General features: G+C 57.1%; 12 protein-coding genes. 5 read left to right on the top strand and 7 right to left on the bottom strand.

Going from position 1 to position 16,298, the window contains the following annotated elements; all coding sequences use genetic code 11:
• Positions 1-28: 28 nt before the first annotated feature.
• The 7 genes from U5A52_RS32750 to peaA form a co-directional block, all read right to left on the bottom strand.
• Complete coding sequence (locus U5A52_RS32750) at positions 29-1,249, bottom strand: hypothetical protein (RefSeq protein WP_321938038.1); 1,221 nt, start codon at positions 1,247-1,249, stop codon at positions 29-31.
• Positions 1,250-1,253: 4 nt separating this feature from the next.
• Positions 1,254-2,660 (bottom strand): cytochrome ubiquinol oxidase subunit I, encoded by a 1,407-nt coding sequence (locus tag U5A52_RS32745; protein ID WP_321938036.1) that lies wholly within the window; start codon positions 2,658-2,660, stop codon positions 1,254-1,256.
• A 590-nt stretch (positions 2,661-3,250) separates the two neighbouring features.
• Positions 3,251-4,444, bottom strand: a complete 1,194-nt coding sequence (gene ccsB / locus U5A52_RS32740; RefSeq protein ID WP_321938035.1) for a c-type cytochrome biogenesis protein CcsB — start codon at positions 4,442-4,444, stop codon at positions 3,251-3,253.
• Between the two features lie 483 nt (positions 4,445-4,927).
• Positions 4,928-6,046, bottom strand: coding sequence for a quinohemoprotein amine dehydrogenase subunit beta (gene peaD, locus U5A52_RS32735; RefSeq protein ID WP_321938033.1), 1,119 nt, complete (start codon positions 6,044-6,046; stop codon positions 4,928-4,930).
• A 27-nt stretch (positions 6,047-6,073) separates the two neighbouring features.
• Positions 6,074-6,397: a quinohemoprotein amine dehydrogenase subunit gamma gene (qhpC, locus tag U5A52_RS32730; protein ID WP_321889423.1), complete on the bottom strand. Its 324-nt coding sequence runs from the start codon at positions 6,395-6,397 to the stop codon at positions 6,074-6,076.
• Between the two features lies 1 nt (position 6,398).
• Positions 6,399-7,826, bottom strand: coding sequence for a quinohemoprotein amine dehydrogenase maturation protein (gene peaB, locus U5A52_RS32725; protein ID WP_321938031.1), 1,428 nt, complete (start codon positions 7,824-7,826; stop codon positions 6,399-6,401).
• A 99-nt stretch (positions 7,827-7,925) separates the two neighbouring features.
• Positions 7,926-9,524, bottom strand: a complete 1,599-nt coding sequence (gene peaA, locus U5A52_RS32720) for a quinohemoprotein amine dehydrogenase subunit alpha (protein ID WP_321938029.1) — start codon at positions 9,522-9,524, stop codon at positions 7,926-7,928.
• Between the two features lie 706 nt (positions 9,525-10,230).
• On the opposite strand from peaA, the gene U5A52_RS32715 reads away from it, so the two are divergent.
• The 5 genes from U5A52_RS32715 (at position 10,231) to U5A52_RS32695 (ending at position 16,117) form a co-directional block, all read left to right on the top strand.
• Positions 10,231-10,542, top strand: a complete 312-nt coding sequence (locus tag U5A52_RS32715) for a high-potential iron-sulfur protein (protein WP_321938096.1) — start codon at positions 10,231-10,233, stop codon at positions 10,540-10,542.
• Positions 10,543-10,917: 375 nt separating this feature from the next.
• A complete protein-coding gene (locus U5A52_RS32710) occupies positions 10,918-12,648 on the top strand; it encodes an ABC transporter ATP-binding protein (RefSeq protein WP_321938027.1) in 1,731 nt (576 codons plus the stop codon).
• Positions 12,638-13,345 carry a S8 family serine peptidase gene (locus tag U5A52_RS32705; RefSeq protein ID WP_321938025.1) on the top strand — a complete coding sequence of 236 codons (708 nt, stop codon included), beginning with the start codon at positions 12,638-12,640 and terminating at the stop codon, positions 13,343-13,345. The genes U5A52_RS32710 and U5A52_RS32705 overlap by 11 nt, the downstream gene beginning before the upstream one ends.
• The gene (locus tag U5A52_RS32700; RefSeq protein WP_321938023.1) at positions 13,342-14,658 is read left to right on the top strand and encodes an NAD(P)/FAD-dependent oxidoreductase; all 1,317 of its coding nucleotides are present in this window, start codon (positions 13,342-13,344) and stop codon (positions 14,656-14,658) included. The genes U5A52_RS32705 and U5A52_RS32700 overlap by 4 nt, the downstream gene beginning before the upstream one ends.
• A gap of 307 nt (positions 14,659-14,965) precedes the next feature.
• Entirely contained in the window at positions 14,966-16,117 is a 1,152-nt protein-coding gene (locus U5A52_RS32695) for a porin (protein ID WP_415774086.1), read from the top strand.
• Positions 16,118-16,298: the final 181 nt, after the last annotated feature.

Genomic DNA, 16,298 nt, shown 5'->3' with positions numbered 1-16,298 from the left:
GAGTAATTTCTGCAGCATTTACCGCGAATCAGATGAAGCCGTCGCGATACGAGATCGCAATACCGTAGGCGAGGAACACGGCGATCCAGAGTCCGAGCGCCGCGAGCGCTCCGGTGCCAAGGCGCGCGACCGGGCGCTCGGCCGTGTAGCAATTTTGGACCCGGCCCGAACGGTACAGCAGCAACAGATAGAAGCCGCCAACGAACCCACCGATGCCCGTGAGCGTTATGAAGAATAGAAAAGTCGACGGCCAGTCGAAGTGCACGGGATAGGTGTATACGTCATAGCCAAATGGCCGAAGATAGGCAGTGCGGATGATTTCGCGCCAGACCGAGAGCAATCCGAGCAACGCAATGCTCGCGACGGCCGGCAGGTAACCATGCGTTGCTGGGTTGAGGCGATGCATCCACCACGCCATCGCGACTAGACCAGCGACGAGGAGCCATCCAACCGGATGTAGTGCGAGCCCGCTCGCGTGCGGCAGGTCAGCTTGCCATGCAAGCAGTGTCGGGACCGACAGCGCGAATCCCCATTGAGCTATACGTTGGCCGAGTCCACGTGCGAATGCAAGATATGCCGCTTCACGATCAGTACGACCGGAGAAGTATTGCGCGTAGACGAGCAGGAAAACGCCGACGCCCGGCACCGACAGGCCCATGATGAACATGTAGCGCGCCCATTCGATCGCGTGTAGCGAAGCTCCACGCGTATCCACATCCCCAGCCGGCGCGTACCACTGAGTCCATTGCTGCGGCAGCAGTTCCTGATAGGACAGTGCGTGCATGATGAGGCCGTCAAGAAAGAACAGCGCAAGCGCACTCCATGCGTAAAGGCCGATGCGCTTCTTCGCACCCGCGTGATTGACTTGGTAGAACGCGAACCAGCAACAGTAGCCGACGATGAGGGTAAAGATGAATGCAATCGCCCAACGCCCGGACAGTACGTTCGACGTATACCACTGTGGGTCGTAGATCACTTGCGTAAACAGCAGCGGCCCGACCCCGAGCACGATCAGTAGCGACACTGCGACCTTCGTAACCTTGGTCAACCCGAACGACAATCGCTCCCAATACGGGCCGGCGCCGCGGCGGTGAAACGCGATAATAGCGAGCCCCGCGCTGCCGAGCGCGAGATGCACGAATGCGATATGCAGCACCCACGTAGTCACCATCAGCACCTGAAACACGACCGGCTGCGCGGGAAGCCCGGCAGGATCGCGCATCGCATTCATTACAACTCCGATATCCATGGCCTTACTTCCTTGTCGATGCTAGTACGATCGACATTCGTTGCTGTTCAATCAGTTGGTTCACGTTCTTGCCGGCATTCACCGCCGCGAGGTAGCTTGCGATCGCGCGGATCTCGTCATCGGGCAGATCGATGCGCGGCATGTATGGCTGTGTGCCGTGTTTCAGCGGGCCTTGCATGAAGGCAGCGATCATGTCCGCATCGTGCGAGTAGTGAAGCTTGCCGGGTAGATTTCGCAGCGGGCCGCCAGGCTCTAGCGAGTGACAATTCGCACAGGCCATCTTTGTCAACAGACGGCCTACCTCAAGTTCGTTCGCGTCGGTCACTGAGCGCAGGCCGTCCGGCACGAACGGGTTAAGCTTCAACAAGCCGTGCGCGGCGATCGAGTCGACCTCCGACTTGATCCCCTTGGCCGGCACATCACGCGCGATCACCTGGTTCCCGTAGATATACTGACCGACCACGTACGGCTTGCGCATCGATTCGCGCATGCGCTCCTCGGGCCAGACGCCAAACACCGCGATAAACAGGAACATCGTCACCGCAAGTGACGTATAGACCTTCTGCGGGCGCCACCACGCGAACAACAGCCACAGCGTAGCGACGACGAACACGCAGATCATCTCCTTGCCATAGACTGGCAGCAGATTCGCGTTGAGCATCACGATGGCGTTATTCGGCAGTGTGCGCAGGTAATACAGGAACATCAGCACGGCAACGAATCCACCGACAAGCCCGACGGGGGCAATCAGGCGTACGACGCCGCGGCGTAGCTCGCGGTCACTCACTCGGCTCGCTACTAGCAGGCCGACAACAGACGCCATCACAAACATAGCGCCGGTCCGCGTGCCGAGTTGAGCGAAGAAGTTGACGTTAAAGAAGGCATCGCTCGTCGAGCCGGTCTGATACCAACGATCGCTGCCGGGCCACATCATGAACGACAAGATCCCGACAATCAGGAGCATCGTCGCCCACGACGCGAGCGCGAACGACCACGTCAGCTTCAGGTGGGTCTTCGGGTCGACCTTGCCGATCAGGTAGACGAGCGCGTATACACCAATCACCTCCACCGTAAAGTAGACCCACTCGGTCGCCCAAACCCAAACGAAGTTGTGGATCAGGCCACTAACACCGCGCGGGCTCGCAACTGTAATCGCGTACCAAATACCGGGGCCTGTGATCGAGCCGATAATGTACGAGAACACAAGCAGAAAAATCCCGTACTTCTTGATGAATTCCATCAGTCGCGGCTCGTTTTTGCGATAAGCACGTGTCTCGAGCAGCGCGAACAGAAACGATGCACCGACCGACGTATGGGACGCGACGACGTGAATCACACCAATGATGCCCATTACCCAGGCTGTGCCGATGCCTGGAACGTAGAAAGTCGGGTACATGCCGAGTACCGCCATACAAATATTCCTCTTCCTAAATAAATAACCAATAAAGCCAATCGGCCGACAGTTTCTCAGCGTCGCATCATGCGTCCGTTTCCCGCGTCTCAATATCCCGCGCCCGAAACCGACCTCGATCGATCACAGCGTTCAAATTCGAATGAGCTTGCGCGCGCCTTATGGCGCAACCCGCTCCGCGGCTTCGTTCTATCAGCCGGCTTTAAGAACTGCTTGATGTACACGTGATTGCGTGGCCGCGCGCGACGTGAGTGTCAGGCCTTGCGCTTGTCGAATGAACTGCTGCCACATTTTGGGCGACTTGTGGCCATATCGTTGGATTGATGTGCGTAGAAAATCGCCTGCGTCATCGGACTTTTCCGCCCTCACCGCGCTGCGCACGTCCAGACTCGTCGCTTCACACAAGATCTCACAAAGCGGGGGCACATAGCTTCAGCGAAACAATTAGCTATCTTCAAGCGCTCTTCGATGCATACGCCCCGCTTCTACCCAATTCGCAACGTCTGGCGCCGGAACGGTTGGCCGCTCGCTCCGCCGTTTACAGGGCGCAGGCCATTTTGAAAGCAAAGCGCAGTAATCTTCACGGGTAATCAAAGCTTGCCGTAGCTATGCAACCCCGACAGGAACATGTTCACCCCGAGGAACGCGAACGTCGTGACCACGAGCCCTGTCAGCGCCCACCAGGCGGCGATAGTCCCGCGTATCCCCTTCATCAAGCGCATGTGCAGCCATGCCGCATAGTTGAGCCAGACGATTAGCGCCCAGGTTTCCTTCGGGTCCCAGCTCCAGTATCCACCCCACGCCTGCGCAGCCCACAACGCGCCGAGTATCGTCGCAATTGTGAAGAACATGAATCCAACCGCGATCGACTTATACGTTACGTCGTCGAGCACGTCGAGCGCAGGCAACCTGTCGGCCAGCACGCCGCGTGACTTCAGCAAATACGCCACGCTGACCATCGCCGACAAAGCGAAACTTCCATAACCGATAAAATTCGCTGGTACGTGGATTTTCATCCACCAGCTCTGCAACGCTGGCACCAATGGCTGAATCTGCTGTGCGTCGCGCGTCACCGAGTACCACGTGAGGAATCCGACAGCCGCACTGATCACCAGTAGCACGAACGCGCCGAGCAATCGGGTACCGTAATACCCTTCGTAGTACAGATATAGCAAAGCGGTGATTAGACTGAACAGCACAAAGACTTCGTATAGGTTCGATACTGGAATGTGGCCAATGTCCGGACCAATCAGATACGACTCGTACCAGCGCGCCATCATCCCGGTAAAACCACTCAGCACCGCAGCCCAAGTCATTTTCTGGCCGATTGCGCCGCCCGCCTCCGAACGGCTCAGCATGCCGACCCAGTAGAAAATGGTCGCTAAAACGAACAATGTGCTCATCCACAGGATCGCGGACTGACTCGACAGGAGATAACGCAGGATGAACGTCGAATCCGCACGGCTTAGATCACCGTCGTACAAATGGATTGACAGCAACGACAGCACCGCGACGCCAGCCGTCAACAGTCGCGCAGGCTTCCAATACCAGCCAACGGCGACGAGTGCGAGCAATGCACCAATCATCACCACGCGATCGTAAACGTCCATGTGCGCGTAGTAGTGCACAAGTGCGAAACCCACGCCACCGACAAGCGCAAGTGCGAACAGCCAGTCTACGATTGAGAGACGCAGAAAAAATGCACGGTCGTCAAAGTGCGGCACGGCCGCCGTGTCTGCGGCGCACGCTGCCGCCGGCGGCAAATAAACCTGGTTCTGTTCCATGATATTAACGTGTGAACTCTTCGTGCCTATCGCGTAAAGGACTGCGTCTCTGGATACTGATGCGCTGCCATGTAGATCGCGCGTCTGCGCGATCTACTTCTCGAGATTGAACTTCCTGCAGGCGCGCATTGGCGACGACACCATCACTCCGATGCGAGCGCCTGTGGCTTTCGGCCGGCATCAGACCGCCGCGCCGCACCGCTAGCAGCTCATCAACACATTGGTGCGAAGTCGACATGACACACGGGCATCGCAGATTGGCTCGCGCAAGCCATCGAGGGCACTCTCACCAGTAAAGAAGCGGTGCGCGGAATACGCTTCCGGTGACCCCTGCGCAAGGTGACGAAATACTCCCGATGGCCATGCGCTTCCGTTCGTCGAACACTGCTCGCACGGGCATAGTGCAAGTGAGATCGCACCGCCCGCGCGGCCAGACCATCGATTGCCATACAAGCGATCGCAGTACGAGCCTACTCCATCAAGCTATCGGACAAAAATTTGCGGAGTAGCTTGAGCGGTATCTCCGCTCAGTCGGATTTCCTTGATTTTCTTCATGGTCGCTGCGTCGAATACGCTAATTGAATTGGCCGCTCCTGCTACATATACCTTGTCGCCAGACTTATTTAGCGTCAACACGTAGTAGGTGTGATCAAGCGGCGCTTCCCCCACAAGCTTCTCTGTCTTCGAATCGAATTTCGCGAGACGATTTCCGACAACATACACAATATCCGGATTTGTGGGAGAACGTACACCGCTGAAAAATACTTCCGTGACGGGGGCAAAGTCCTTCAGCGATGCCTTGCCGGTCGCAAGATCGACGTCAATGTAGCCATACATCGTCTCATTCGTCCCTGGAGCCTTCTTCTCATCTTTGAAGCGATCAGCAGTGTATATAGAATCGAACGAATGTTGTGGTAGTTGCTGTGGCCACACGTTCAATACGTCTGGTTGCCCATAAAGTGGTCTTTTCCAGTTCCGGACCGCAACAGCGACGTCGAGCTTCCCAGATTTCACGTCCATGCGGTAGATGTCGGCACCTGCAATATACAAAGAGCCGTCATCCGCTGCGAACATAACCCCGAGTTGGCGCGGTACCGGGAACGTTCGGATCGGCTTCGCATCCATGCCACCACTGGTCGAATACACCTGTAGACGCGGAGTCTGAACTTCATAGGTGTCGCGATTGAGCTTGGTCGGGTTGACGACGCTGTATACCTCTTTTCCGTCAGGGCTCACAGCTATGGAGAACATCGATTTGACGCGTTCACCGGGTCGGTCCGAGAGATCCGCATGGAACACGACCTTGCATGTATCAAGCTCGACGCCGTAGAGATCGCCGTATCGATTGTTCAGAACATATGCGTGTGACTTATCTGGACTAATCGTTACCGTCCCTGGATTAAACGCGTCTGGCATCGAGCACGTCTTAAAAATCTCATCGGTGGATGCGTCCACGACAGTCAGCGTATTCGGATAGCCAACAATTGCGAGGTACTCGTGCCCTCTTTGCAACGCGCTATTGGTCGCAGCTACACTCACCAACGAGCCAGTCGACAGAATTGCCGATAGCAGAGTGATACCAAAACACTTCTTAATTGACATATTTTTCCCCAGTGTGTGCGGCGTCGATTACTTACCCTTCGGAAACACGCTACCGAGCTTGCGCCAGTCGGCGCTGGCTACGGAGTCGGATTTGTTCCAGTTCGGGTAAGTTATCATCGTGTCCGGCACCTGCGCGGGCCACCAACACGGATCGGAGCAACCGTAAAGATCCGCCTCCATTGGCTGGCACAACGAAGCAATGCCACCGAATGCATCTGTCTCCCAGCCGGGGTCGGTTGTAGCAGTACACCCTGCAACAGACGTCATCGCGACGACTTCTTCGAGCCGGTCTTCCTGCGCGGCTTGCTCAAGTTGCTTTGCCTTGTTGTTGAGCGGCTTTAGATGTTTCATGTCAGTGCGCCTTCCGCGGAGTAATGTGGTTATCGATGAATGCCGGGTTGCCTGCGATGATGCGACTATAGACTTCGATGCCGAAATCGATCCAATCACGCATTAGCTCGCAGTAGTGATAAGTCGGGTGCGCTGGGTCGCCGTAGCGTGCATAGCTTTCGTGATAGCAGCCGCCCGAGCACAGGTTGCGGATCCGGCAACTATCGCAGCCTGTGCCGCTGCGGTCGAGGCGTTGCGACAGGAAGTCATTGAGTTGCTCCTGTGCGACACCATCGCGCACATTGCCGAACGTCGGCAATGTTGAGCCTGTGAAACGATGGCACAAGTTCAGATCGCCCTTGTGGTCCACTGCGAGCATCTTGAGCCCCGCGCCGCACGGAAGCGACTTCTTGTGCCCTTCGTGCAGATCCGTGATCAGTTGGTGCAAGTTCGAGAATCCGATGTTGCGGTTCTCGAGCGCCTCCGTCAGATAGCGCCGACCGAGCGCCTTCATATTCGCAAAGACGTCCGCGAGCTCGTTGGGTCCCAAATTGAACGTGTCGAGCTGACCCGAGGTGACGGGCGCAAAGCCGACTTCCGCGAAGCCGATCTCGTTAAACAGGTGATCCCAGATCCCCTCGATATCCGTCACCCCGCTTGTTAACGTCACACGCGCGCCGACAGGGCGGCTGCGGTAGCGCTTCAGCAGCATTTCGACCTTGCGGCGCACGACGTCATACGTACCCGAACCACCAACAGTTCGGCGATTCAAATCATGGATCTTCCGCGGTCCATCAATGCTGATCGACAGACCGAAGCGATGAGAGTCGAGCCAATCAATGATCTCCTCGGTCAAAAGCGTGGCGTTGGTCGTCATTACGAAATCAACCTGCTTTCCGAGCGCTCGGAAACGAAGCTCGCAATATTCGACCACGTGCTCGATCAGCTTGCGGTTACTGAGTGGCTCGCCGCCGAAGAAAACAACTGTGTATCGCGGTTCATCCGGCGACTCTTTGAGCAACATCTCGACCGATGCCTTCGCAGTCTCGACATCCATTCGACGTCCGGCAGACGGCGTATCGAGATCCTCCTTGTAGCAGTACGTACAACTCAGATTGCAACCGGTGTTGACGTTGAGCACGACGGTATTGATCGCGGTGCGCTCGATGCGCTTGGTGGCAAACTCCGGTGTCAACGGGGAACCATCACTAACCACTTCAAGTGCCATCAGCTCGCTAAGCGTTTCGGATACGGCACCACGCGGGGATGCACCTAGCCGATCTAATAGTTCTTCAGCGGTGCAAGTATTAGCGCGCAATGAATCGATGATGGCCGCCGTGAGCTCGTCGGCAGCAAAGAGTGAGCTGCTCGGCACGTGGAACATCAGACGCTCGTCTTCGACACGTACTTCATGCACATTGCGCTCGACTACATTCAACAGCGCGCCCATGGGAATCTCCTAGCAATCTCTAAGTTTGGATCGGACCGAAGCCCTGGAGCATGCCGCCAGGGCCGCTGACGCGGCCCGACGGCAAAGAGACATCACAAATCACGGCAGCGGTGGATTGTTCCAGCGCTGAACTGAAACGATCATCTGCCCAGTGCCAGTGACAGTACGACTGCCGTCAGCGACCGATGCAATGACTTTCAGGTTGCCTGTATTGTTGTTGGACCTGCGGCGCTCAGGGTTCGGCCCAGCGTTTGCCGGTGTGAAAATGCCAGTCGCGCTCTGCATCACGCCTGCGTATTTGACGTCGTTATCGTTCTTCGCCTGGTCGTCGAACGGTGCAACTGACCATAGCGCCGGCATATAGCCGATCCGGAACGGCTTGCCGGCCGAATCCACGCCCCAAGCCTCCGCATCAAATCGCCCTTGCACCTTCGGCATTGGACCGCCGTTGCCTCCGATCCGAGCAATTGCGTAGTCGGGCAAAACTTTGACTTCTTTGATCTCACGATAAACTGCGAATCCATCGGAATGTGCCGTACCGACTGAGACCTGTCGCGGTCCCGCGACGCTATCGCTGCTGGATTTGACTCGCACTCGCAGATACTCAGGCGTGCGCTCGAGCACAGATGTAACCGTTACACCTGAGCCAAAAGCCGGAGTTCCCTCAAGATTCGGACCGACAATTGTCACCGTCGCCTCACCGCCAGCCTTCACATAAGCTGGTTGAACGGCGAGGACACGCGCTTTTCCCTGCTTTGCCGCGCTGAAATCCATGCCTCGCTCGTCGTGCTCGTCTTCATACATGCGGCCGCTCAATTCGCCATTCCCGGCCATGAGTACCTGGTGCATCGGCACGCCCGCAACATTAACGTTCGCGCGCCATTCGTAGCCAGTGTAAAGGGTAGCGGTTCCAGTACCGACTAACGGACTGCCGTCTGCAAAGCGCCCCTTCAATTCCACCTTGAAGCTATCCTTGTCGCCGCCCGTCACGGTCATCAAGCCAAATGCATCGCCTTTCCCAGGCATGTGCCCACTGAAGCTCCACGTACCGGCAAGCGCAGTCGCCGGCGGCTGGCTTTTCTTCCAGTCGTCCCACGCTTTGCTGTCGTATGGAAAGTTCTTCGCGAGGTACGGCGCGATGTCCGTCAGCGCGATATTGAACCAGTCGCGATCGCGCCCGAGCGAAGAATATTCAATCGACGGGAATTGCCCAACGTGGAAGTTCACGAGCCGCTCCCACTCCTGTACGGGACGGCGCTGCAGCAATGGTCGTGCGGCCGAGTGACAACGCGCGCACATCTGCTTGAACTCATCCGAACCGGCGGTCTCCTGGGTGTTCAGGCGTTGCTCGGGTGCATACCGGAGATCTTTTGTTTCCGATGGCGCAAGCCCTTGCGTATCCGACAAATACTTAACGAGAATTCGCCGCTCTTCGTCGCTAATAGTTAGGCCGTGCATCGTCTGCATTCGCCCGATTGTCAGCAACCAACCCTCCGGGGTCTTGCGCTGATGGCTGATACGACTCCACGAGTCCTTTGATTCTGCGGCGTGACACGCCGCACAGGTCTGACTCAGAATCGCTCGCGCGTCGCGGGGCGGTTGCGCTTGGGCATGAGCCACACCCGCAACCAGCGCGACCGGCATGGCTGCCGCCATGATGCCCATCAACCTGCTGCGTCGAATGAACGTTTTTAACAAAGCGCTGCTCCTTTGAGAGGGGTCTTAATTCGCCGAGGATCGAGGGGAACTGGCGTGGGACCATCGCAATAAGCAGGTTCCATGCCAACTGGAGAGAGCCCCGCGCGCATTCAAAAATCGCGCTAAAACGCGGGCCTGCGCCTCAAATATTCCGGGGAAATCCCTATTCAATTTTTTGCTTGAAACCGCATCAACGCCGTATCCCTGAGAGCTGACACGGGCTCTTGTTCTCGCGTCCCATTCCCGTCCCGCGAGAATTCCCAATATGGGACTGAGGGTCGACCTTGAGCGTCAACGACATTGCCTGATAATGCGTCGGAAGGCTCGCAGGCAAAAGGATGGGAAACCTCGCAGAACTCAAAGGGACAAAAAACCTTGAGCTGGCATGCGATGTGCTTATGTATTGACGGACCATGCGCGCTCTGCTCGTACGGTCTATACGCCGCGGGTACCCTCCTGGCTGCTCTGCCGGTGGCTTCTGCAGGCGTTTAACCGATGTGCGGGCGGCGCGTCTCGCACGCATGTCGTGCGCTTGGTCAAGCGGCGCCACTGAGAGTGGCTCAAGTGTCCGATCCTGCATCGGGTGGGGTTGGTGGTCGGGCGAAGATCGTCGGAACGGCCTATGCAATTCCCACCGATCGGACAGACAGCGCGACCTGATTCATTCATCAATACTTTGAGACTAGCAATCCCCATGAAGCATCAACTGAATCGCTCCCGACGCAGCTTTGTCATCGCAGTTGCCGGCACTGTATCGGCACTAGCCCTTGCCCGCACTGCGCAGGCAGAGGCGCCGATGCTGGATGAGAACGACCCCGCTGCAAAGGGACTGGGATATCGCATTAACGCTGCGAACGTTGAAAAAGCACAATACCCCCGATATGAGGCCGGGCAAGACTGCGGGAACTGCAGCTTCTATCAAGGAAAGCCCACAGACCCAGCAGCTGCTTGCCCCCTCTTCGCCGTCAAGCGAGTGTCTGGGAAAGGCTGGTGCAGCGCTTACAACAAACGTGCTTGATCATCCACGCGATGTTCCAGCGCGCCAGTCGCGATACCCAATAGGTTGATTCGGCTGCAACGCCGACAGCCTCCGTACCCGGCGGGAGATTCTCCCGTCGACTCCTCGGCTGGTATCGAAAAAGATACTGAGAACCGCTGCGAAGCACTTATTTCAGAGCATGTTTCACTAGATGGATATACCTTGCGCCCTGAGCAAGTCTGACAAGACCGAAAGTCAGACGTCGCGCTTCGGCCGCGTAAATGCAAGAGTTCACAGATCAGGTCAACGTCTGGGCCTGAATGACTTGTTCTTTGCTCTGGTCTATTCTTACCTAAATTCCTCCCAACACTTCGAATTGCGGCAACGCTCTTCGGCGCCAACGTAGCTAGGTCCATGTTGAGTTTCATTCTGCGCTTCGTGCAAACTGACGACCGGGCACAGTTAGCACGCTCATTAGGCTGGCTTTACAGCTTCGTGCGACCACACCGGCTCGCGATAGCGGGGTTGCTAGCGCTATCCGCGTGCGCATCACTGCTGGCCATCGCGCAGCCGTGGCTAACCAAGGAGCTCATCGACCGCGGTCTGGTGAGCAGGAATACTTCCGCGCTCATTGGCTTTTCGCTCGCAATGGTTGGAGTCGGACTCGTCGGCACGCTACTAGGCGGATTTAATCGATACGTCTATACACGGTTATCCGGTCGCGTTCTTTTCTCGTTGCGCACCGCGGTCTATGCACACCTCCAGCGCCTGTCACCATCGTTCTATGCAGAGCGGCGGATCGGCGATTTGCTATCGCGCCTCGATGGCGACGTCGCCGAGATTCAGCGTTTTGCCCTTGACGGACTGTTTTCGGCGGTCTCCAACGTAATCGGTCTCGTCGGCACACTTACACTTCTGGTTACGCTGTCCTGGAAGCTTTCGCTGGTCGCGCTAGTCCTGATCCCTCTCGAAGTTGTGTGGCTTCGTATGATGCGACGAAAGGTTGAGGGAGGTGCGCGCACAGTGCGCGAGAGCGCCGCAGATGTATCGGCGTTCCTCGTCGAGACACTCCCCGCAATGAAGTTCATTCAATCCGCGGGGCAAGAGTCTCTGGAAGTACGCCGTCTCGACGAGCTTGGCGAGCACTACTTGGGGAAGCTGCTCAAGCTTCAGGTGACCGAATTTGTCACTCAGTCGGTTCCCGCAACGCTCACCTCGATCACCCGCGCGGCCGCGTTTGTTCTTGGCGGTTATTGGGTAATTCAGGGAACTTGGCAACTAGGCTCACTAATAGCGTTTTCGAGCTATCTAGGTATGGCCATTGGTCCTGTACGGAGTCTTCTGGGTCTGTACGTTGCCCTGCAGCGAATGACGGTAAGCCTCGGACGCGTCACCGAGTTGCAACACGCGCCCGTTTCCGTACAACAGGCAATCGTGACCCGCAGTATTCCCACGCGTGGCGACGTCGAATTCAACAATGTCTGGTTCGCGCACGATGCACGAGAGGGGCCGATTCTTCAAGGTGCCACCATGCGCGTCCCGCGCGGCGCCAAAGTTGCGTTGTCCGGCGTGTCGGGAAGTGGGAAATCGACACTGATTGATCTCCTCCAACGCTTCTATGATCCCCAGCAAGGCAGCATTCATTTCGACGGGGTCGACTTACGCCTCGTCAGCATTGACGCCTTGCGACGACGCATCGCCGTTGTAAGTCAGGATATCGTCCTCTTTCGTGGAAGCCTCGCAGATAACATACGCTATGCCTTTCCGATGGCGGGACACGAAGAGATCGTGCGCGCGGCGCGTGCGGCACAGCTTGACGAACTAATCAGTTCGCTACCGGGCGGACTCTACGCGCCAGTGGGTGAACGCGGTCAGCAGCTATCCGGCGGTCAGAAGCAACGGATTGCCATAGCCCGTGCACTTTTACAGGACCCAGCGGTCCTAGTGCTCGACGAAGCAACTTCCGCTGTCGACGAAATGACGGAACGGCAAATCATCGCGCAGATCGACGTACTTTTCGGTGACCGTACTCGAATCCTCATCAGTCATCGTGCATCGACGCTCGCTGGTGCAGACCTGCATTTCGAGCTATCCAACGGTCGCATCGTGAGTCGTACTTCCCGGAGTCCAAGCAATGAGTGCTAGCGCACCCGGCTTCGCGAATAATGTTAGCGTCGGAGTCGTCGATAGTGGCTGCTCCGATGCTTTGGCACCGCAGGTTGATGCTGCAGTGCGCTTCTGGTTCGAAACCGAGGATAGGCTGCGCTACGGCCCCGCGGAGCGGGATCGCATTGGACACGGCACCGCCATATGTGCTGCTATCGCCGCAGCCGCACCAAACGCACGTCTGCACATCGCGCAAGTCTTTCATTCGCGCAGTGTGACAAGCGCGGCGCAGATAGCTCATGCGATCCAGTGGCTCGTGGTTCAGCGCGTGCGCATCATTAACCTGAGTCTCGGTGTGCGCACAGATCGGACAGCGCTGCGCGACGCCTGTGCCAGCGCAATCGCTCAAGGGATCATCATATTTGCAGCCAGTCCGGCGAGAGGAAATCCCGTGTTTCCAGCCAGCTACCCCGAGGTCATAAAAGTCACCGGTGACGCGCGCTGCTCGCCATGTCAGTGGTCGTCGCTCGACAGCGAGCAGGCAGACTTCGGTGCAATCGTCTCGATCGAGGCGGCTGGATCGCCCGCCGGCGCCAGCATAGCGTGTGCAGCTCTTAGCGGACACGCCGCGCGGTGGCTCGGACAACATCGAGATGCGGATCGCGCCGATCTGCTCGCCTATCTCCGCGCGAATGCCTCGTTCATCGGCAGGGAGCGGAGAGCACTCTCATCATGACCGTACCGCGTATTGTCGTGCTCGGCGCCGGCCCTGCAGGGGCTACAGTCGCCATTGGACTAGCCCAGCTAGGCTACAGCGTGGCGGTCGTAGGAGAAAGACGTCGCTTCGATGCCGTTGAGGGCGTATCCGCTCGCGTGCTGCAAGGACTGCAACACGCCGGTCTTCGACGAGCGGCGGCATGTGCGCTACCGCCGTGTGGTCGCACGACATGCTGGAACGGCGAGGAGCGCGAACTGAATCACGAATATTTGATTGACCGACGCCGCTTTGACGATGCGTTGCGCGATGATATGACAGCGGCCGGAATCGAGATTCATGAGGCAACAGTCCGCGAAGTGCGTCAAGTCGGGGAGAGATATTCCATCTGCATCAACACACCGGCGGGTATCGAAACACTTGATGCAACATTTTTGGTGGAAGCACGCGGCCGTCGTGCACCAATTTCTCGAAACGCTTCGCGCGGCCCGCAATCACTAAGTCTGTTGAACATCTGGCAAGGCCGGCCTGGGAATCCGGCATCGGCAATTGAAAGCCTCCCGGATGGTTGGGCGTGGATGGCCAAACTACCGGACGGCCGCTGTTACTGGCAAGTCACCCTCGACATCGCGAGCACAACGCTCCCGGCGCGAGACGCGCTCGCAGCTTGGTGCGCCTCCATGCGGGAGACCGATCTTGCCCGAAGATTTTTTGACAGACACGACAGCGAAGTGCGCGTATACGCCAGAAGTAGCAGCGCTGTCTTGAGCGACGAAACCGGCGGGGAAACATGGTTGCGTGTCGGCGACGCGGCGATGGCTGTGGACCCTCTCTCTGGAAACGGCATCTTCCAATCGCTGTCGTCCGCCCTACAGGCGCCAGCCGTCATCAATACGCTGCTCGCTCATCCCGATCGCGCGGCACTCGCATTGCGGTTTCATCAGCGCCGTATTGCTGAGTTGTTCGGACGATTCGCACGAGTTGGACGAGATTTTTATGCGCTCGAGCAGCAGTGGCCAGACCGACAATTCTGGCGCACACGAAGCGTGTGGCCCGATAACCAGCCCGCTCACCATCCGCGTGACTTCAGCAAGCTAAAGATACAAAAGGCGCCGGTACTAGACGGCCACTTGATATCCGAAGCGGAAGTAGTCACCTGCCCCGACCAGCCTCTTGGCATTTGGCATCTGCATGGTGTTCCGCTTGCACCAATTGTCAATGCTCTTCGCTATAAAAGCGCTCATCAGGTCCTCTCGACACTCCCGTCGGAGGATGCTGTGCGAGTTCAGCAATGGCTCGAAAGTCAGGGATACCCTTCCAGCGGTCTAGCTTAGTTCTGCTATTTCTCGTCATCAATTGAGCGGATCTTAGTTTCGGTTCACTAGCCTCGCGCTAGCGGGCAGTCCAAACACCTCGCAGTCCTCGTCCCAAAGTGGGATTCCTGTCGCGATATGGGACGGGAATCACGCGCACTTATCCCACCTCCTGTGATTTCCGCACTCAAGGAACGACCGGCAGACGGCCTCCTTGGCTATGTCCGACGGTTCTCGGCACGTATGGCACGACATCTGCTTAGTACTAGACGCATCTCGAAGATGCCAGAGATGGTCCAACGGCCCCTGACTGCAACGCACCTCAACAATGACTATGATTAAGAGACATAAACCCCACGTCCTCTCCGCAGCACTCCTGATGTTCTCCATGCATGCACATGCGCAAAGTTCAGTCACCTTGTTCGGGATCCTCGACGAAGGCATCAACTACACGAACAATGTCGGCGGACATTCAGCGTGGCAAGTTGCCGGTGGCCTGTTGTCGACAACGCGTTGGGGCATCAAGGGCACCGAAGATCTGGGCGGTGGGCTGCACGCAGTCTTCGACCTCGAAAGTGGTTTTGCACTGGAAAACGGTCAGCTCCTGTACGGCGGCCGTCTGTTTGGCTTTCAGTCCTCCGTTGGCCTGCAATCTGACAGTCTCGGCACCCTGACTGCGGGCCGTCAGTTTGACACTGTTGCCGATACGATTGGGCCATTGACTGCCAATGGCAGCTGGGCTGGATTTCTGTTCTCGCATCCGCTGGACAACGACAACACGGACGCCACGTTCCACGTCAGCAACTCTGTCAAATACATAAGCCCGTCTTACGCTGGTCTCTCAGCAACTGCCATGTATGGATTTGGGAATATGGCAGGCGCGTTCGCCCGAAACCGCATGTACGGCGTCGGGCTGAACTATTCGTATCAGTCACTTTCCGTTGCTGCCGTCTACGAAGACCTCTCCAGCCCAGGATCGACGCCTGGAGGCGCCATAGCTACCGATGATATTGGCTTCTCCGCAGCGAACCAAAAGATCTATGGTATCGGCGTGAACTACGGCATCGGGCAGGTCACGCTCGGTTCAGTTTATACACATGTCAATGTGGGCCAACCCGACTCATCAATATATGTTGGCAATCTTGGACTCGATAACGCACATCTCACGTTCGACAATATCGAAGTAAACGCAAGATACAGTCTCACACCGGCGTTCATCCTTGGCGGTATGTACACCTACACTCGTGGCGGATTGAGTCAGGGCGGTGCCAAGCAGACGCTTCATTGGAACCAGGTCGGCGCATTGGCTCAGTACTTACTTTCGAAGCGAACGTCGGTCTACAGCCAAGTCGTCTATCAAAATGTTTCGGGCGGCACAACCGGTACACCGCTAGACGTAGCATACATCCCTGGTTTGTCCGGTCCCTCGTCCAACGGGCATCAAGTTGTCGCTCGAATTGGTATAAATCACTCGTTCTAAGGCACCGAGTACGACGCGTCTTATGGAGACGACGGCGGCCGGAGGAGCACTTCTGGCCGTTCCACGGATGTAACGATAGTCTCACGACTAAGACAAGATGCTCGCCGTTCAATCAAAGCCAGAACCAGCACAGAGAGCGCTCACCGTTCCTGTTATGCCACAAGTCGCCCGCAGGTGAGAA

Origin of the sequence: Paraburkholderia sp. J8-2, assembly GCF_905220195.1 — a bacterium.
Taxonomy (GTDB): Bacteria; Pseudomonadota; Gammaproteobacteria; order Burkholderiales; family Burkholderiaceae; genus Paraburkholderia.
This window is presented reverse-complemented; position numbering and strand designations above follow the sequence as displayed.

Bases quoted from the DNA above. Each gene is read 5' to 3' on its own strand.
- U5A52_RS32695 (WP_415774086.1), top strand. From the start codon at position 14,966: ATGACTATGATTAAGAGACATAAACCCCACGTCCTCTCCGCAGCACTC.
- qhpC (WP_321889423.1), bottom strand. From the start codon at position 6,397: ATGAAACATCTAAAGCCGCTCAACAACAAGGCAAAGCAACTTGAGCAA.
- ccsB (WP_321938035.1), bottom strand. From the start codon at position 4,444: ATGGAACAGAACCAGGTTTATTTGCCGCCGGCGGCAGCGTGCGCCGCA.
- peaB (WP_321938031.1), bottom strand. From the start codon at position 7,826: ATGGGCGCGCTGTTGAATGTAGTCGAGCGCAATGTGCATGAAGTACGT.
- U5A52_RS32700 (WP_321938023.1), top strand. From the start codon at position 13,342: ATGACCGTACCGCGTATTGTCGTGCTCGGCGCCGGCCCTGCAGGGGCT.
- U5A52_RS32750 (WP_321938038.1), bottom strand. From the start codon at position 1,249: ATGGATATCGGAGTTGTAATGAATGCGATGCGCGATCCTGCCGGGCTT.
- U5A52_RS32710 (WP_321938027.1), top strand. From the start codon at position 10,918: ATGTTGAGTTTCATTCTGCGCTTCGTGCAAACTGACGACCGGGCACAG.
- U5A52_RS32745 (WP_321938036.1), bottom strand. From the start codon at position 2,660: ATGGCGGTACTCGGCATGTACCCGACTTTCTACGTTCCAGGCATCGGC.
- peaD (WP_321938033.1), bottom strand. From the start codon at position 6,046: ATGTCAATTAAGAAGTGTTTTGGTATCACTCTGCTATCGGCAATTCTG.
- U5A52_RS32705 (WP_321938025.1), top strand. From the start codon at position 12,638: ATGAGTGCTAGCGCACCCGGCTTCGCGAATAATGTTAGCGTCGGAGTC.